19 protein-coding genes are annotated in these 16,940 nt (G+C 30.4%); 8 read left to right on the top strand and 11 right to left on the bottom strand.

Annotated elements, in window-relative coordinates:
* Window positions 1-798: 798 nt before the first annotated feature.
* Window positions 799-2,034 carry an ABC transporter permease gene (locus P2G10_RS11175; RefSeq protein WP_275316636.1) on the bottom strand — a complete coding sequence of 412 codons (1,236 nt, stop codon included), beginning with the start codon at window positions 2,032-2,034 and terminating at the stop codon, window positions 799-801.
* A 139-nt stretch (window positions 2,035-2,173) separates the two neighbouring features.
* Between P2G10_RS11175 and P2G10_RS11170 the strand changes: the two genes are divergently transcribed.
* From P2G10_RS11170 to P2G10_RS11155, 4 genes are all read left to right on the top strand, one after another.
* The gene (locus tag P2G10_RS11170) at window positions 2,174-3,463 is read left to right on the top strand and encodes an exo-beta-N-acetylmuramidase NamZ family protein (RefSeq protein ID WP_275316635.1); all 1,290 of its coding nucleotides are present in this window, start codon (window positions 2,174-2,176) and stop codon (window positions 3,461-3,463) included.
* 1 nt (window position 3,464) lies between these two features.
* Window positions 3,465-3,692, top strand: coding sequence for a hypothetical protein (locus tag P2G10_RS11165; RefSeq protein WP_275316634.1), 228 nt, complete (start codon window positions 3,465-3,467; stop codon window positions 3,690-3,692).
* Window positions 3,693-3,806: 114 nt separating this feature from the next.
* Window positions 3,807-4,097, top strand: a complete 291-nt coding sequence (locus P2G10_RS11160) for a hypothetical protein (protein WP_275316633.1) — start codon at window positions 3,807-3,809, stop codon at window positions 4,095-4,097.
* 21 nt (window positions 4,098-4,118) lie between these two features.
* Window positions 4,119-4,274, top strand: a complete 156-nt coding sequence (locus P2G10_RS11155) for a hypothetical protein (RefSeq protein ID WP_275316632.1) — start codon at window positions 4,119-4,121, stop codon at window positions 4,272-4,274.
* A 9-nt stretch (window positions 4,275-4,283) separates the two neighbouring features.
* Here the strand turns inward: P2G10_RS11155 and P2G10_RS11150 are convergent, their stop codons facing one another.
* The 4 genes from P2G10_RS11150 to P2G10_RS11135 form a co-directional block, all read right to left on the bottom strand.
* A complete protein-coding gene (locus P2G10_RS11150) occupies window positions 4,284-4,961 on the bottom strand; it encodes a class I SAM-dependent methyltransferase (RefSeq protein WP_275316631.1) in 678 nt (225 codons plus the stop codon).
* Window positions 4,962-5,124: 163 nt separating this feature from the next.
* Window positions 5,125-5,523: a GlcG/HbpS family heme-binding protein gene (locus tag P2G10_RS11145; RefSeq protein WP_275316629.1), complete on the bottom strand. Its 399-nt coding sequence runs from the start codon at window positions 5,521-5,523 to the stop codon at window positions 5,125-5,127.
* Between the two features lie 75 nt (window positions 5,524-5,598).
* Window positions 5,599-6,597: a cysteate synthase gene (gene capA / locus P2G10_RS11140; RefSeq protein WP_275316628.1), complete on the bottom strand. Its 999-nt coding sequence runs from the start codon at window positions 6,595-6,597 to the stop codon at window positions 5,599-5,601.
* Window positions 6,598-6,713: 116 nt separating this feature from the next.
* Window positions 6,714-8,876 (bottom strand): S9 family peptidase, encoded by a 2,163-nt coding sequence (locus tag P2G10_RS11135; protein ID WP_420833288.1) that lies wholly within the window; start codon window positions 8,874-8,876, stop codon window positions 6,714-6,716.
* A gap of 73 nt (window positions 8,877-8,949) precedes the next feature.
* Here P2G10_RS11135 and P2G10_RS11130 point away from each other — a divergent pair, with 73 nt between their 5' ends.
* Genes P2G10_RS11130 through P2G10_RS11120 form a run of 3 tightly spaced genes read left to right on the top strand, consistent with a single transcriptional unit; the run spans window position 8,950 to window position 9,922 of the window.
* Window positions 8,950-9,273 (top strand): YbaB/EbfC family nucleoid-associated protein, encoded by a 324-nt coding sequence (locus P2G10_RS11130; RefSeq protein ID WP_275316627.1) that lies wholly within the window; start codon window positions 8,950-8,952, stop codon window positions 9,271-9,273.
* 5 nt (window positions 9,274-9,278) lie between these two features.
* Window positions 9,279-9,572 carry a DUF2752 domain-containing protein gene (locus P2G10_RS11125; RefSeq protein ID WP_275316626.1) on the top strand — a complete coding sequence of 98 codons (294 nt, stop codon included), beginning with the start codon at window positions 9,279-9,281 and terminating at the stop codon, window positions 9,570-9,572.
* A gap of 17 nt (window positions 9,573-9,589) precedes the next feature.
* A complete protein-coding gene (locus P2G10_RS11120) occupies window positions 9,590-9,922 on the top strand; it encodes a CCC motif membrane protein (protein ID WP_275316625.1) in 333 nt (110 codons plus the stop codon).
* 32 nt (window positions 9,923-9,954) lie between these two features.
* On the opposite strand, the gene P2G10_RS11115 is transcribed toward P2G10_RS11120, so the two are convergent.
* From P2G10_RS11115 to P2G10_RS11090, 6 genes are read right to left on the bottom strand one after another with little or no spacing between them, the layout of a single operon-like run.
* Entirely contained in the window at window positions 9,955-11,286 is a 1,332-nt protein-coding gene (locus P2G10_RS11115) for a DUF58 domain-containing protein (protein WP_275316639.1), read from the bottom strand.
* A 2-nt stretch (window positions 11,287-11,288) separates the two neighbouring features.
* Window positions 11,289-12,290, bottom strand: coding sequence for an AAA family ATPase (locus tag P2G10_RS11110; RefSeq protein ID WP_275316624.1), 1,002 nt, complete (start codon window positions 12,288-12,290; stop codon window positions 11,289-11,291).
* An 11-nt stretch (window positions 12,291-12,301) separates the two neighbouring features.
* Entirely contained in the window at window positions 12,302-13,534 is a 1,233-nt protein-coding gene (locus tag P2G10_RS11105) for a DUF4350 domain-containing protein (RefSeq protein ID WP_275316623.1), read from the bottom strand.
* A 4-nt stretch (window positions 13,535-13,538) separates the two neighbouring features.
* The gene (locus tag P2G10_RS11100; RefSeq protein ID WP_275316621.1) at window positions 13,539-14,225 is read right to left on the bottom strand and encodes a DUF4129 domain-containing protein; all 687 of its coding nucleotides are present in this window, start codon (window positions 14,223-14,225) and stop codon (window positions 13,539-13,541) included.
* Between the two features lie 52 nt (window positions 14,226-14,277).
* Window positions 14,278-15,129, bottom strand: a complete 852-nt coding sequence (locus tag P2G10_RS11095; RefSeq protein ID WP_218772694.1) for a hypothetical protein — start codon at window positions 15,127-15,129, stop codon at window positions 14,278-14,280.
* Window positions 15,122-16,099: a stage II sporulation protein M gene (locus P2G10_RS11090; protein ID WP_218772695.1), complete on the bottom strand. Its 978-nt coding sequence runs from the start codon at window positions 16,097-16,099 to the stop codon at window positions 15,122-15,124. The genes P2G10_RS11095 and P2G10_RS11090 overlap by 8 nt, the downstream gene beginning before the upstream one ends.
* A gap of 118 nt (window positions 16,100-16,217) precedes the next feature.
* On the opposite strand from P2G10_RS11090, the gene P2G10_RS11085 reads away from it, so the two are divergent.
* The gene (locus tag P2G10_RS11085) at window positions 16,218-16,934 is read left to right on the top strand and encodes an RDD family protein (protein WP_275316620.1); all 717 of its coding nucleotides are present in this window, start codon (window positions 16,218-16,220) and stop codon (window positions 16,932-16,934) included.
* Window positions 16,935-16,940 lie beyond the last annotated feature (6 nt).

The raw sequence follows: 16,940 nt of genomic DNA, 5'->3' as shown, positions 1-16,940 counted from the left end.
TCCTATTGTCACTTCGAGTGATTTCGATGCAAGAGAAATTGTATCGAGAAATAATGGTTATTGAAATAGTTCTCGATACTTTTTTATTCCGCTTTGCTTCATGAAAACACTCGAACTGACATCATGCGTTAAAAAATTAGTATTTGTAAGTAAAAAATATTTTGATAAGAACCTTAAATTTATACTCTTTGTTTTACTTCCTATTGTCACTTCGAGTGATTTCGATGCAAGAGAAATTGTATCGAGAAATAATTGTTATTGAAATAGTTCTCGATACTTTTTTATTCCGCTTTGCTTCATAAAAACACTCGAACTGACATCAATCCTTAAAACACCATTATTTATTCGCAATACAAGATTGAAGACCATCTTTTTGTAAAGACATTATGTTTTTACTCTTTGTTATTCTATCTATTGTCACTTCGAGTGATTTCGATGCAAGAGAAATTATATCGAGAAGTAAATCTTGTTAAAATGGTTCTTTATATGTTTTCTATTCCGCTTTACTTCATAAAAACACTCGAACTGACATGATGCGTTAAAAAATCAGTATTTGTAAGTAAAAAATATTTTGATAAGAATCTTAAATTTTTACTCTTTGTTTTTCTACCTATTTTTACTTCGAGTAATTTCGATGCAAGAAAAATTGTATCGAGAAGTAATTATCTATAACTTAATAAATATACTTAGCCCCGATTGTAGCATTTGTTTGAGCTCCTCGCAGAGAGCGAGTGCGAAAAGCGGGAAACAGCTTCTAAAAAAATATTTAAAAATAAATGCGTCTATTAAAAATCGTTTTTAAGCAAACTTAATGGATTTTGAGGGCTGTATTTTTGTGATGATATAAGACGGAATAATAAGCATTAAGAAACACAGTAAAAGGGTTCCTAGGCTTAATAAAATTATTGCCCAGAAACTAATACTAACTGGTATTGTTGCTACTGAATATGTTTCGGGATCTAGGCTGATAACTTTAAAGTATTTTTGAATTAATAAAATTGAAATCCCTATTAAATTTCCCCAAAACAATCCTTTTAAAATTAAATAAGAGGCATTGTATAAAAATATTTTCTGAATACTAAAACTAGCGCTTCCTAAGGCTTTTAAAACACCAACCATTTGTACTCTCTCTAATATTAAAACTAACAGCGCTGTTATCATGTTAATACCCGCTATTAAAATCATAATACCGATAATAAACCACACATTATTATCAAAAAGTTTAATCCATTCGAAAATTAAAGGATAATTTTCTACAATAGTCGTGCTGTTTAGCGTTGATCCTATTGTACTATAAATTTCATTACCTTTTGCTGTTAGTTGATTAAAGTCATCAATTAACACTTCAAATCCACCTATTTGATCATCGCTCCATCTATTAATTTGACGTACTTCTCTAATATCACCAATTAACATTGTTTTATCAAATTGCCCAAAACCTGTGTTGTAAATTCCAACTATAATTGGCTTACGCATTTTGTATTTTAACCTACTTTTTTCGGCGCTAAATAAGGTTTGTATGGTGTCGTTTAATTTAAAATGTAATCGGTTCGCAATAGATTCTGAAATTAATATTTCTTTATTTCTATTTTGATTAAAGTTTGGTAATCGTCCTTGGGTTAAATATTCTTTAAAAAACGTAAAATCGTAATCAGAAGAAACACCTTTAAAAACAATCGCTTCAAAATCGGTAGGCGTTCTAATAATACCACCAACATTACCAAAAACCTGAACGTTTTTAATACCTTCTATATTTTTAAACTCAGGATAAAAATCTTGATTTATACTGATAGGAACTGTAGATATATCAGAATTATTAGTATCGTAATTTACAATTTGAATGTGACCTTTAAAACCGGTCATTTTATCACTTATTTTATTTTGAAAACCAGCCGCTATTGATACTGCTATTAACATAATAGCAATACCTAAAGTAATAGCAATCGTAGCAATTTTAATTATTGGCGATGAAATACTACTTTTATACTCCTTACCTGCAATGATTCGTTTGGCTATAAATAATTCGAAATTCAAAAGTTCTCTTTTTTAACGGTATCAAAAGTAATTAATTATAACTTAACTGATATTACGAAACACCTGATTTTAAATTATCTCCTCTTTTTCTTATAATAAGATTTTTAATGGTAATTTTATATTTTAATATTCTTTTTAGATGAAAAACAATTTTAGTTACCTTATTTTATTTTTATTCGCTGTTAATTTTCTATTTATAGCATGTGCTAAGCAGCAAAAATCAGCGAGTACAAAAACTGAAGAAATCACTAAAATAGAGGCTCCTTTAAAAATTGCTGCCGACAGAACAGCTTTGTATCTAAATAAATTAAAAGGTAAAAATGTTGCTATTGTAGCCAATCAAACATCTGTATTAACGGTATCACAAAGAGCTGAAGTAGCGCCAAATGTAATGGGAAGTAAATTAGTACAACATCATTTAGTAGATTATTTACATTCGTATAATAACATCAACGTAAAAAAAGTTTTTGCTCCCGAACATGGTTTTCGTGGTAAAGCAGACGCTGGTGAAACTGTAGTGGATGGTATTGACACAAAAACGCAATTACCTATTATCTCTTTATATGGAAAAAACAAAAAACCATCACCAGAGCAATTAAAAGGTATTGATGTGGTGGTTTTTGATATTCAAGATGTTGGTGCGCGTTTTTACACGTATATATCTTCGCTACATTACGTTATGGAAGCTTGTGCTGAACAAGGCATTGAAGTTATTTTACTCGACAGACCAAATCCTAACGGGCATTATATTGACGGACCTATATTAGAAGCGAAACATAAAAGTTTTGTTGGCATGCATCCTGTACCTGTTGTGTACGGAATGACTATTGGTGAATACGGACAAATGATTAATGGTGAAAAATGGCTGAAAGACGGAATTCAATGTGATTTAACCGTTGTTCCTTTAAACAACTACACGCATAACACTGAATATAGTTTACCCATAAAACCATCGCCAAATTTACCGAATGATAAAAGTATAAACCTATACCCTAGTTTGTGCTTTTTTGAGGGAACAAACGTTTCTGCTGGTCGCGGAACTGAAATGCAGTTTCAAATTGTTGGTTCGCCATTATTCTCTTTAAAAAATGATTTTTATTTTACTCCAAAACCAAATTTTGGAAGCAAATATCCGAAGCATCAAAACAATGTTTGTTATGGTTATAGTTTAACAGAAAACAAACGTTTAAATACACTTGATTTAAAATGGCTGCTTACTTTTTATAAAGATTATAGTAGTTTTAAAAATGCTCAAGGCTATCCTTATAAAGAATCTTTTTTTAATACTTTTTTCACCAATCTTGCAGGTACAGAAAAATTACAGCAACAAATTGAACAAGGTTTAACTCAAGAAGAAATTAAAGCCACTTGGACTGATGATATTGAAAATTTTAAAATTATTAGAGCGAAATATTTAATTTATAAATAATATGAAAAACATTCTACTTTTTTTATTAATTACAGTTCTACCATCATTAAGTCAAACAAAAGAAGCGAGTACTCTAAATGGTGAAACTTTTATTTTACATACAGATGGAACTTGGTCAAAAAAACAGACAAATAAGAAACGTTATAAATTTAAGAACGCTAATGCTCCATACTATTTAAGAGACAGTTTAATTAATTTTGAAGTTGTTAAAGCTAAGTTTGAAGCCTAAGTTAAAGGCTTAGGTTATGGTGGAGTTGTAACACAACTAATTGCTTTTAAAGGAAAATCTAATGTTCGGTTTAACAATCAATCTGTACCTAGAATATTATTTAAACACGAAGGTATGCTCAAGCCTCAAAATTTATTTACTATTACCAAAGCTAAAGAAAAAAGAAAGAAAAGACAGTTTCTTCAAAATAGTGTTGCATTAGGTGGAAACGTAAGAGATACTTCTGAAAATGAAATCCTATTTAAACTTAAAAAACTTGAAAATAACATATATGAAATAATTCTTGAAGAAAAACTAGAGAAAGGTGAATATGGAATAATTCCTGCCTTAAACAATGGTCAAGTTGCTATGACTTATAATTACACTTTTAAAAATATATTGCTTCGGAATAGATTAATTCTATAGAAAATATTTTTTAATATAATTATGATTTTCTCTGTGCTTTGTTTTCATGAATTTGAAACAAACGGTTATTTTGAATTAACTACAAAGAATCAGTTTGACGCTTTATCTAAAAAAACATCAAAATCATTGGTGAAAATTTTTGCAAACGAATTAGAAAAATTAAAGGATGACAACTAATAATATGCATTAAAAAACTCTAAAGAGTTTTGTTTTAATAATACCTTTTTTATTATCTAAAACAACAGTTACTAACTCCTTTTCTGCTTTTACTTTAAAGTTAAATGGTGGTTCTAATAGATTCAATCCGCTTTGTTTTTTAAGTCGTATACCTTGCCCTGAAATAATATCTTTATTCGGAATAAAATCTCCTTCTGGTAAATGCTCTGTTAAAATAATATATTTAAAGTTACTCAGCTTTCTAACAACATTTTTCACTTCATTATTTGATAAATGCTGCAATACTTGTCTTACAATAACACAGTCTGCAGATGGTAAATTATCTACCGCAATATCTAAACACTGAAATTCTAAATTAGTTTCCTTAAACCTTTCTTTATTGTAAGTAATAAGATCTGATACAATATCTACAGCAATGTATTTTTTAGCATATTGTATTAATTGTTTGCCTATATTAAAATCACCACAACCCAAATCACATACGGTAATAGGCTTTTTAAAAGAACTTAAAAATGAGGTTACAGCATCTATATAAGGAATAACAATATCAGATTGATGAGAACCATCTCCAGAGTAAAACTCGGCATTATTAGTCCCCCAAAGTTTCATTTCATAAACCTGGTCCATCGCCTTTTTAGTTGGCCAAGGGGTTTTATTCTTTTTTAATGATTTTTCTTTATTATTCATAAAATAGGTACACAATTATACAAATGTACTTCTTTAAAAAGAAGACCTATTATTTTCATTTTAGATTTTCTGCCGTTATCATAAAAATGCTTTTTTTAGATGCTATTTTTTTACAAAAAAAAGGATAGCCATGGCTATCCTTTTCTATCCTGTAATTTATTTTTTAAATAGCGTTTGCTCCTGCGTCTGCAACTGTATGATCATTTTCTACTGAACTTCCGCTAACTCCTACTGCTCCGATAATAGTACCATCAGCATCTTTAACAGGTACACCTCCAGGAAATGTAATTAATCCGTTATTAGAGTGCTCAATATTATATAAAGGAGCTCCTGGTTGAGATAGTTCACCAATAATTCCTGTATTCATATCAAAGAAACGAGCTGTTTTTGCTTTTTTAATAGAAATATCTAAAGATCCTAACCAAGCGCCATCCATACGTGCAAATGCTACTAAATTTGCACCTGCATCTACCACTGCAATGTTCATTTTAGTATCAATTGCTACTGATTTAGATTTTGCTGCTGCTATAATTTTTTCTGCTTGTTCTAATGTAATATTCATATTTTTTAATTTTTAGTGTATTAGTATATACAACAAAGCTAAACTAATTTTATTGTTAATTGGTTATTGAAAATTCTATCCTAAAAAACCTTGCTCCATCATCCAACTATCTGAATAAATTTTATCCATATAACGTATTCCGTGATCTGGTAAAACAACGACTACAAAACTATCTTTATCAAATAAACCTTTGGTAGCGTATTGCGCTGTTGCCTGTATTACTGCACCAGAAGTATAACCACAAAATAAACCTTCTGCTTTTACTAATTCGCGTGATTTTAAGGCTGCATTTTTATCTGATACTTTTTCATACACATCAACCACGTCAAAATCGGTAGCTCCTGGTACTAAATTTTTACCTAGTCCTTCAATTTTATATGGTGCAATTTCATTCTCATCAAACGTTCCTGTTTCATGGTATTTTTTTATTACAGACCCAATGGCATCAACTCCTAAAACCTGAATTTTTTTATTCTTTTCTTTTAAAAAACGTCCTGTACCAGAGATGGTTCCTCCAGTACCACTAGCCACAACTATATGAGTGACTTTACCTTCCGTTTGCTTCCAAATTTCTGGTCCTGTAGTTTTATAATGCGCTTCTATATTTAATTCATTAAAATATTGATTGATGTAAATAGAACCTGGATTTTCTTTATGTAATTTTTTGGCTACTTCATAATAAGAACGAGCATCGTCCGCAGCAACGTTTGCCGGGCAAACATGCACCTCAGCACCCATTGTTTTTAATACATCTATTTTATTTTGAGATGATTTATCACTTACTGCCAAAATGCACTTGTATCCTTTTACCAAAGCGATCATTGCTAAACTAAACCCTGTATTACCTGAAGTGGTTTCTACAATAGTGTCGCCTGATTTAAGAATTCCTTTTTTTTCTGCATTTTCAACAATATGCAATGCAATTCTATCTTTTGCAGACTGCCCAGGATTAAAAGCTTCTACTTTTGCGTAAAAACTACCAGGTAAATCTTTTGTTATTCTATTTAACTTAATTAGAGGTGTTTGCCCAACCAATTCTAATATGTTATTGGCAATATGTTGATTTCTATCCATTTTTGTCTAATAAAAAAACGTCATTACAAGAATAAATGACAAAGTAATCTTAAGTTATGAGATTGCTTCTTTACTCTTGTAATGACGCTTACACTCAATTGAGCGCAAAAATATAATTATTTTTCTAACTTACCTTCTAACATTAAAAAGAAGCTATATTCTTCTGCTGTTTCTTTTAAAGCATCAAATCTACCAGAAGCACCTCCATGACCAGCTTCCATATTCGTATGCATAAACAACATATTATCATCTGTTTTTACATCTCTTAATTTTGCTATCCATTTTGCAGGCTCCCAATACTGTACTTGACTATCGTGTAATCCTGTTGTGATTAACATATTTGGATATTTTTGAGCCTTAACCTGATCGTAAGGAGAATATGATTTTATATAATCGTAATATTCTTTATCATTCGGATTTCCCCATTCGTCGTACTCACCTGTTGTTAACGGAATCGTATCATCTATCATCGTAGAAATTACATCTACAAAAGGCACAGCTGCTATAATACCGTTGTACAATTCTGGATTCATATTCACAATAGCTCCCATTAACAATCCACCTGCAGATCCGCCCATGGCGTATAAATGTTCTGATGAAGTATATCCTTGATCTATTAAATATTTAGAGCAATCAACAAAATCGTTAAATGTATTTTTCTTATTCAACATTTTACCATCTTCATACCATTCACGACCTAAATATTCGCTTCCTCTAATATGTGCCAAAGCATATACAAAACCTCTATCTAACAAACTTAAACGCGTTGTAGAGAATCCGTCTGAAATAGTATATCCGTAAGATCCATAAGCATATTGTAAAATCGGAGTATCTTTTGTTAACTTGGTATCTTTATGATGTACGATTGATAATGCTACTTTTTTACCATCACGAGCAGCAACCCAAATTCGTTTACTTACATAATTATCTTTATCAAACTTACCTCCTAAAACCTCTTGCTCTTTTTTAATTTCTTTTGATTTATCTTTCATATTAAAATCAACGACCGAGCTAGGAGTTGTCATCGAATTATATGAATAACGAATAATATCGGTATCAAATTCAGGATTTCCATAAACTCCTGCTGAATATGTTTCCTCATCAAAAGGTAAATAATAATCTGCTGTATCGTCCCAACGTTTAATACGTATTTTATTTAATCCGTTATTTCTTTCTTCTAAAACGATATAGTCTTTAAAAATTGAAAAATCTTCGAATAATGTATCTTCTCTATGCGGAATTACATCTACCCAATTTTCTTTTTCTGTTTTATTTTCTGGAGTTTTCATCAACTTAAAGTTAGTTGCTCCGTCTTTATTGGTTTTAATATAAAAATGATCTTCGTAATGGGCAATGTCATATTCTAAATCGCGCTCACGAGGCTGAATCATTCTTAATTCTTCCTTCGGATTATCAGCATTTAAAACTTGATATTCTGTAGAAACAGTACTATAAGAACCTACTACAATATATTTTTTAGATTTAGTTTTGGTTACAAAAGCACCAAAAGTTTCATCCTTTTCTTCAAAAACTAATTCATCTAATGCAGAATCTGATCCTAAAACATGCTTGTATATTTTTGATGATCTTAAAGTTACAGGATCTTTTTTAGCATAAAACAATGTTTTATTATCGTTTGCCCAAACACTTCCTCCTGTAGTATTTTCTATAATATCTTTATACAGTTTACCTGTTTCTAAATTTTTTATTCTGATAAAATACTGACGACGACTTACCGTATCTGTAGCAAAAGCTGCCAATGTATTATCTGGCGATACACTTAATCCACCTAACTGAAAATAATCGAAACCTTTAGCTTCGGTATTTACGTTAAACATAATTTCTTCTGCTGCCTCTAGGTTATCCTTCTTACGGCTATAAATAGGATATTGCTGTCCTTTTTCATAACGTGTTATATAAAAATATCCGTTGCTTTTATAAGGTACCGATTCGTCATCTTCTTTTATACGCCCTTTCATTTCTTCAAATAACTGCTCCTGAAACTCTTTTGTTTCTTTGGTACGCTCTTCGTAATAAGCGTTCTCAGCATTTAAGTAATCGTATACTTTTTGAGTTTGTTCATCTTTAACATCCGCGTTTTTTTGCGCATCTGTTAAACGCATCCAAAAGTAATCATCAGTACGTATGTCTCCATGTTTTTCTAAAGTTGTTGCTTTCTTTTCAGCAACTGGAGCTATAATATCTTTCTTCATTTCTTGTTTTTTGCAAGAAGCAAAAATAAGACTAAAAGCTATAGCAGGTAGCATTAATTTTTTCATTTTTATTTAGTTTGGTTAATTTCTTTGTGAAAATACTATTTTTGCTATTAATAAATTAAAAAATAAAGAATAGATGTTTGGAGACATTTCGGGAATGATGGGTAAATTAAAAGATGCTCAAAAAAAAGTAGAAGAAACTAAAAAACGGTTAAACACAATTTTAATTGATGAAGCTGCTGCCAACGAAAGCTTAAAAATTACGGTAACTGCTAATAGCGAAATAAAATCTATTTCGATTGACCAATCTCTATTAGAAGATAAAGAAGAGTTAGAAGATTATTTAATTTTAACATTAAACAAGGCTTTAAAAAGAGCGCGTGATATTAACGAACACGAACTAGCCATTGCTGCCAAAGATGGAATGCCCAATATTCCTGGAATGGATATGTTTAAATAAATAGTATGTATTTACAGTTAGAAGAATATATGTTGCCTTGTTTAAACAAAAAACTCTTTGGGGTTGATTGTTTAGGTTGTGGTATACAACGTGCTTTAAGTTTATTAATTCATGGCGAATTTATTGCCGCTTTTAAAATGTATCCTGCTATATATACTTTATTAATCTTAGCTTTTTTTATTGTAATAAATTTCTTTTATAAGGTTAAAAACGGGCAAAAAATTATATTTACTTTGGCTGTTATTAATGTACTTATTATTGTGATAAGCTACTCTATAAAAATAAATCAACTAATTTAAATTTTATCAAAAAAACTATGGAAAAACAAAAATTACCCAATGCTACAACTTCATTAGTTCTCGGAATATGTTCGATAATAACTTGTTGTTGTTATGGAATCATCGGATTACCTCTAGGAATAGGTGCTTTTATTACAGGACAAAAAGCTATAAAATTAAACAATCAAAATTCTGGAGAATACGAAGGGGTTAGTAATGCTAATATTGGTAAAATATTAGGTATTATTGGTATCGTTTTTAACTTATTTGTAATAGCTGTAATTATTTATGCATTGTATTTAGTCGGATGGGATGCTATAAGTAACCCAGAATTAATGCAAGAACGAATGAATGAATTACAAAATAGATAAACATAAAAAAGCGACCAAATTGGTCGCTTTTTTTATATCATTCCTTTTGCCTTAAACTCTAAATACTTGTTAATTACGTTTACAGATAATTGCTGTGGCTTTGTTAAAATAGCGTGAATACTATTCCGTTCTAGCTCTTTTACGATTAGCCTTTTTTCGTACGTATATTTCTCGGCTATTGTTTTATGATAAATACTTTGTAAATCTTCTGAGTTTCCTTTTACCAAACTATCTAGCTCTGTATTTTCAAAGAAAACAGTTACTAATAAGTGTTTTTTAGCGATTGCTTTTAAATACGGAAGCTGTCTTTTTAAGGCTGATATATGTTCGAAATTTGTATATAAAATCAATAAACTTCGTTGGTTAATTTTTCTTTTAATCGTTGCATATAATAAAGCAAAATTAGCATCAGTAAAGTCGGTTGTAATATTATACAACTCCTCGTTAATTACCGATAAATTTGTTTTTTTATTACTCGCTGCTATAATTTTTTCTACATTTTTAGAAAACGTAAGCATTCCTGCTTTGTCGTTTTTTAACAAGGCTATATTAGAAAAAGCCAACGCCGAATTTATTGCATAATCTAATAAACTCAATCCTTCAAAAGGCATTTTCATAACACGCCCTAAATCGATTATAGAATAAATAGGTTGCGATTTTTCATCTTGATATTGATTTACCATCAAGGCGCCTCTTTTAGCAGTTGCTTTCCAATTTACATTTCGCACATCATCTCCCGGAATGTAATTTTTAATTTGCTCAAATTCCATTGTTTGTCCGATACGTCGGATTTTTTTCATTCCGAATTCCGTTAAGTTATTGTGCATCGCCAAAAACTCGTATTTCTTCATCTGAATATAAGACGGATACACTTTTACTTCTTTATCGTCTGAAAAAGTATATCTTCTAGAAAATAATTGCAAAGTTGATGCAACAAAAACATGTACATTTCCGAATTTATAAGCGCCTCTTTCTACTGGGCGAACACTATACGTAAAAGTTGATTTCTCTGCGGATTGAAGTGTTGTTTTGTAATCGAAATCTCTCTTTTGAAACTGCGTTGGCAATTCATCAATCACAGCAATAAAAACCTGAAACGGATAGTTATTTTCTAAAGTAATTGCAATTTCATTTTCATCAGAATTTGATAACTTATCTGAAACTACGCGCTTTGATGAAAATCCGTTTTTAAATCGATATAAAATAACTAAATCGATACACATTGTTATTAAAAACAACCATACCAATACCCATGTTACCTTGTAAATAACAGGAAACCAAAACGACAGTAAAAATAATGCCGAAAGCACGCTTATATAACTAAAAAAGCGACTGTGAATGTATATGGATTTAAAGAATTTAATCACTATCTCGGAACTTCTACAGATTGAACAATCATCTCAATAACCTTGTCTGTTGTCATCCCTTCCATTTCTCGTTCGGGAGTTAACATAATTCGATGACGCAATACCGGATAAATACTCTTTTTCACATCTTCAGGAATCACAAAATCACGTCCGTTTATGGCTGCAAAAGCTTTCGAAGCCATTAAAACAGCAATACTTGCTCTTGGTGAACCTCCTAAATACAAGTGTGCATTGTTACGTGTATTTGAAATTAGTTGCGCAATGTATTTTATAATTTTTTCTTCTACCAATACCTCAAAAATCTTGCTTCTGTATTCTAATAAATCCGTTTCTGTTAAAACAGGTTCAATTTTAGATTGTGGTAATGCTCCTTTTCTGTCATTATGAGCTGTAATAATTTTAATTTCTTCTTCTAAATTTGGATACCCAACGTTAATTTTGAATAAAAAACGATCTAACTGTGCTTCTGGCAACGCATATGTTCCCTCCTGCTCTATCGGATTTTGAGTTGCTAAAACCATAAATGGCGGATTCATAATATAACGTTCACCATCCATCGTGATTTGCTTTTCCTCCATCACCTCAAACAATGCTGCTTGCGTTTTTGCAGGCGCTCTGTTTATTTCATCAATCAATACAATATTAGAAAAAATTGGCCCTTTTTTAAATTCGAAATTAGATGTTTTCATATTTAAAATAGACGTTCCTAAAACATCCGAAGGCATTAAATCTGGTGTAAACTGAATTCTACTAAAATCGGTTGCTATTGTTTTTGCTAATAATTTTGCGGTTACCGTTTTTGCTACTCCTGGTACACCTTCAATCAATACATGTCCGTCTGCCAACAACGAAACCAATAACAATTCTATAAAATCTTCTTGACCAACGATTACTTTCGCTAGTTGCTCTTTTATTTTACCAACAGCTTCTTTTAATTTAGATAAATCTATTCTACTTGAAAATAGTTCGTTTTCTTCTGCTGGAGTATTTTCTGTATTCATGTTTTTATTTTTTATGCTTTAAACTCTTCAATTGCTTTATTTAAAGCAATCAACTCTTCTTGAGAAATCTTATTTTTAGCTTTTATACTATCAATATTTTTAAATAATTCCTCAACTTTTTCTAATGAATTACCACTTCTACTTGCTAGTTTATTATAAAAAATAGCATCAATTTTTAAGGTTGATAATCGGTGTGTAATTCTTATATATTCTAAAAAGTAATTTATTTTATGTGCAGCTATATTTTTATGATCTGATTTTTCATAATACATATTCGCAATTGTGCGTGTAAATGCTAAAGTCTGATTTTTTAAGGGCGTAATTACAGGAATAAATCGCTGATTTCTCTTTCCTTTAAAAATAACAAAAAACAATACGCCTATTAACGCTATATAGTAGGCCCATTTAAGATGCTTCGAGCTTAAAATGTAGTGCATTGGTGAAGAAATCCCGCTTTTTCCTGTTTTGTAATAAGCATCCCAAAGAATTGTAGCGCTATTACTAGAACTAGCATTTTGTCCACCTGAAATATTATTGTTATTAACATTCAAATAAGATAATACACTTGCTACATAGGTGTAATTAGTCTCTAAAAGCATGTTGTAGTTGGTAAATGCCTGCGGAAATGTATGCAAGTAAAAAGTACCTTTTCCGAATTCGGTTTTTATAAAGTTAGGTTTACGACTTACAACGGAATCTTTTTCATTTCTGATTAATAACTCGCCTAAAACAGTTGTTTTTAATGTGTCTATTTTCGAAAAATACGCTTTCGAGAAATCTCTATCGAAATGATATTCGTTGGTATCTAAATTTTTATTTACGAGTTTTTGATATGCTTTTTCTTCAAAAGCTGTAGTACTTAATTGTTTTGTTTTAACCTGTAAAGTATCAATATGTATACCATTGGTCGCTATAAAAATAGTATTCCCTTTTTCTACAAACTTTAGTAATTCGTTAAACTCCTCTTTACCAAAATTCAGATTTCCATCAACAAAAAAATAAGTCCCTTTATTGGTGGAGTCTTTTAAAAATAAATAGGGAGATTGATATACATCTCGTATTTTTTTATCAGCAAATAATGCTGGCATTTGTTTATGCAACACATAGGTTCCATACGGAATTTTATGCTTCGCATCATAACTCGGAAACCAATTAATTTCTTTTGGTTTTATCGACTCGATATATACAATACCAAGCAGTATAAATACCAACAAACCAATATATACTTTTAGTTTTTTATCCAACTTATTAAATTTTAGCAATCACTTTTTTAAAGTTCGTTTCTGCTTTTAAAAACTTTTCTTTATCAATTAAAAACTCGCCATACCAAACATAATCGTATAAATGGGTTAGTGTTTCAAACTCTTTATACAAACTTTTATTTGTGGCTAATTCTTTTATATAATCTTCATTTGTTTTTTCTTGCTGCCAAGAAATATGCTCTTTTTCTGATAATTTTTTCAGTAACAATAAATAGTAGTAACGCGTTGCTAATTTAAAATTACCATTGGTTATTGCTGTTTTAATTAACGTAGGTAAATCCTTTTCTTTAATTAACGATTCTTCATCAGATAAGTTTACAATAGATTGTGCTTTTTTACCATCAATAATATTACGTGCATTTACCTTTAAGAAAAATTTAATGATTAAAAACAATACTAAACCTGCAATTACATAGGGCAAAACGTTTAAAATCCATTTTAAAAAACCCACGGCTGGCGAAATATCATCAAAAAGATAAGACAATACTTTTTTGATTGTTCGTTTAAACCAATTCCACGCTTTTTCTAAAATAGTAGGTTCGCGTTTTTCTACAACATATATAAAAGCATCTTGCTTTTTATAAGATTCAATTTTTTTGTTATCGAATTTTTTCTGTTCGATAAATTCAGTGTCGAATTGAACTGTTTTCTCTTCAGGTGTTTGTGCAAACATCTGAAGAGAAAATAGTAAGAATAGTATGTTAAAGAGGAGTTGTTTCAAAATATTATTGACCTAAACTATCAATTGTTTCAATGGTTCCTGTTAAATTTTTCTGTTCGTTAATATCAAAATATAAAAACACGTTAGTTACTAAAGTGATAGCATAAAACATTAATTGCCCTACGATAGAAATTAAATTTAGTAACAAGTAAATAGGATCACTAAATAAGCCAAATATAGCAGTTGGATCTTCATTGCTCATTCCTATTCCCATTTGTATAATTTGATATATAGCTGCCGGTATTTGAAAAATATAACCTAAAACTCCTACTAAAAGTGCTACCACAAAAACAACTCCGAAAGTTTCCCAAAAATGTCCGCTTACAAAACTAAAACATTTACCGATTGTACCAGTTGCTGATTCATTTTGAAAAACTAAAATCGACGCTCCTAAAGATAAGACCGTCCAAGTATAAAACATCGGAAAAACACATAACATTACACTAATAAAAAGTATAATTCCAGATAAGAAACCAAACCCCATAAAAGACCAAAAACGTTCTTTGGTATTGCGTGAAATTTCTTCTTGATCTACAGCTCCGTTATTATCAATATATGATTTTATATAGTGCATACCTGCTAAATTGATAAATACAAATGCTACTAAATATGCAACCATCATTATTAAAATAGCAGCAAACATTCCTATAGCTCCACTTGCATCTTCAGACATTAATGACGACATAGACATCATATAATATATCATTGCTGCTACTGCTATTAAAATAGGAATTGCTGCTGTTTTTAAGATTGTTAAAAAGAATTGTTTTCCTTCTAATCGTATAAACTTAAAAGCATCGGTAATAATAGCGCCTAAATCTCTTTCTTTTTTAAATTGTATGTATTCTTTATTCATAAGTTGGTTGATTGATAATTGATTTTTTATGTAGTTGAATTGGGTATATTACGTAGTAAAATATAATACTTGCTAAGGATGCTAAAATAATAGTGATTGCTAGCCAATCTGGCATTTCGGTATGGCGCGTTACAAAACCTTCTAAAAATCCGGCGATAATAAAAAACGGAATCGTGCTTACCATAATTTTTAATCCGTCTTTCATACTTCTTTTAAAAGATTCTAATCGAGAATAGGTTTCTGGAAATAACAATCCGTTTCCTAGCACCAAGCCTGCACAACCAGCAATTACAATTACTGATATTTCTATGGTACCGTGAATCCAAATTGTACGAGACGATTCCCATAGCAATCCTTTTTCATAAAAGAAATACAAAAACGAACCTAACATAATGCCGTTTTGCATCATTATATATAAAGTTCCTACAGAAAACAGCATTCCTAAAACAAAAGCAAACATGGCTACTTTTATATTATTTATGGTTATGCCAATAAACATATCTACTTCGTTGGCTTTTTTATACACTGCCATCGGGTCTCCTTTTTCAATATTCTCTAACGTCATATTTACATAACTGTCTCCTAAAATAAGGCGAACGAAATCAACATCATTAGCAGAAGAAAAAGCACCAACCAAACTGAAAAAAGCGAATACACCAAAAGCTATGAATAACTGTTTTTGATGTTTGTAAAACGACAACGGAAACTCAGTTTTAAAAAAACTGATGAACCTATTTTTACTTTCTTTTTTAGTTTTATAAATTTTTTGATGCGCTACAGATCCTATCGAATTTAAATACACTACTGTATTTCCGTTCGGATAAAAGGTTTTGGCATAACTTAAATCGTCCGTCAGCTCAACATATAAGTCAGATAGTTTATCTGGAGAAAGGCTTGTTTTCTTATACAAAGCATCTTCAAACAATTGCCACTTCTCTTTATTTTTTTTTACAAAGGCAGCTTCTCTCATTCAGAAAAAAAATTATAGCAAATTTTATGAGAAACGTCTCTAATCATAGAATATTTTTATCTTCGCTAAACTAAAAAAAGTTGAAAGAACTATCAATAAAAAATTGAAAAACTAATTCATGGATAATTTTCAAATAGAAACTGCTCAAAATATTTCAATAAATCAAAATGTAGCACATATTACTACCCGAATTGGTTCTTACTTAATAGATGCTTTATTTATTGCTGGTTATTACATTATCCTGTTTTTTATAATGGCAATGTTAAATATGGCTCCTAGTATGGAATACATGAGCATATATATGCTATTAGGATTACCTGCTTTTTTTTACAGTTTACTTTTTGAAGTTTTAATGAACGGACAAACACCTGGTAAATATTTTAATAGCACCAGAGTTGTAAAAATAGACGGATCTAAACCAACATTTGGCAGCTATTTAATACGCTGGTTATTGCGTATTGTAGATTTTACTTTAGCTGGTGGATCTGTGGCTGTTTTAACCATTCTTTTAAACGGAAAAGGGCAACGTTTAGGTGATTTAGCTGCATCAACTACTGTTATTTCTGAAAAGAAAAGAATTACTTTAAAAGATACTATCGCAAATGATGTTGACGATAATTACGCACCTGTTTACTCACAGGTTACTTTACTTTCCGATAGCGATATTCACACCATCAAAAAAGTGTACAACAACGCTAAAAGAAAAAGGAACCATCAAGTAATCATGAAATTACATATAAAAGTTAAGGAGTTAACGAATATTACTACTGATCAAAACCCGATGGATTTTATAGATACCGTTATTAAAGATTATCATTATTACGCGCAACAGTAAATAGAA

The sequence above is a fragment of the Tenacibaculum bernardetii genome, from assembly GCF_029125915.1.
In the GTDB taxonomy this organism is placed as follows: domain Bacteria; phylum Bacteroidota; class Bacteroidia; order Flavobacteriales; family Flavobacteriaceae; genus Polaribacter; species Polaribacter bernardetii.
Note: the sequence above shows the minus strand (reverse complement) of the source record. Positions and strands in the feature narration are given on the sequence as shown.

What these genes read in the sequence shown, in the direction of transcription:
- P2G10_RS11170 (WP_275316635.1), top strand. Translation starts at nt 2,174, where the DNA reads ATGAAAAACAATTTTAGTTACCTTATTTTATTTTTATTCGCTGTTAAT.
- P2G10_RS11165 (WP_275316634.1), top strand. Translation starts at nt 3,465, where the DNA reads ATGAAAAACATTCTACTTTTTTTATTAATTACAGTTCTACCATCATTA.
- P2G10_RS11160 (WP_275316633.1), top strand. Translation starts at nt 3,807, where the DNA reads ATGCTCAAGCCTCAAAATTTATTTACTATTACCAAAGCTAAAGAAAAA.
- P2G10_RS11155 (WP_275316632.1), top strand. Translation starts at nt 4,119, where the DNA reads ATGATTTTCTCTGTGCTTTGTTTTCATGAATTTGAAACAAACGGTTAT.
- P2G10_RS11150 (WP_275316631.1), bottom strand. Translation starts at nt 4,961, where the DNA reads ATGAATAATAAAGAAAAATCATTAAAAAAGAATAAAACCCCTTGGCCA.
- P2G10_RS11145 (WP_275316629.1), bottom strand. Translation starts at nt 5,523, where the DNA reads ATGAATATTACATTAGAACAAGCAGAAAAAATTATAGCAGCAGCAAAA.
- capA (WP_275316628.1), bottom strand. Translation starts at nt 6,597, where the DNA reads ATGGATAGAAATCAACATATTGCCAATAACATATTAGAATTGGTTGGG.
- P2G10_RS11135 (WP_420833288.1), bottom strand. Translation starts at nt 8,876, where the DNA reads ATGAAAAAATTAATGCTACCTGCTATAGCTTTTAGTCTTATTTTTGCT.
- P2G10_RS11130 (WP_275316627.1), top strand. Translation starts at nt 8,950, where the DNA reads ATGTTTGGAGACATTTCGGGAATGATGGGTAAATTAAAAGATGCTCAA.
- P2G10_RS11125 (WP_275316626.1), top strand. Translation starts at nt 9,279, where the DNA reads ATGTATTTACAGTTAGAAGAATATATGTTGCCTTGTTTAAACAAAAAA.
- P2G10_RS11120 (WP_275316625.1), top strand. Translation starts at nt 9,590, where the DNA reads ATGGAAAAACAAAAATTACCCAATGCTACAACTTCATTAGTTCTCGGA.
- P2G10_RS11110 (WP_275316624.1), bottom strand. Translation starts at nt 12,290, where the DNA reads ATGAATACAGAAAATACTCCAGCAGAAGAAAACGAACTATTTTCAAGT.
- P2G10_RS11100 (WP_275316621.1), bottom strand. Translation starts at nt 14,225, where the DNA reads ATGTTTGCACAAACACCTGAAGAGAAAACAGTTCAATTCGACACTGAA.
- P2G10_RS11095 (WP_218772694.1), bottom strand. Translation starts at nt 15,129, where the DNA reads ATGAATAAAGAATACATACAATTTAAAAAAGAAAGAGATTTAGGCGCT.
- P2G10_RS11090 (WP_218772695.1), bottom strand. Translation starts at nt 16,099, where the DNA reads ATGAGAGAAGCTGCCTTTGTAAAAAAAAATAAAGAGAAGTGGCAATTG.
- P2G10_RS11085 (WP_275316620.1), top strand. Translation starts at nt 16,218, where the DNA reads ATGGATAATTTTCAAATAGAAACTGCTCAAAATATTTCAATAAATCAA.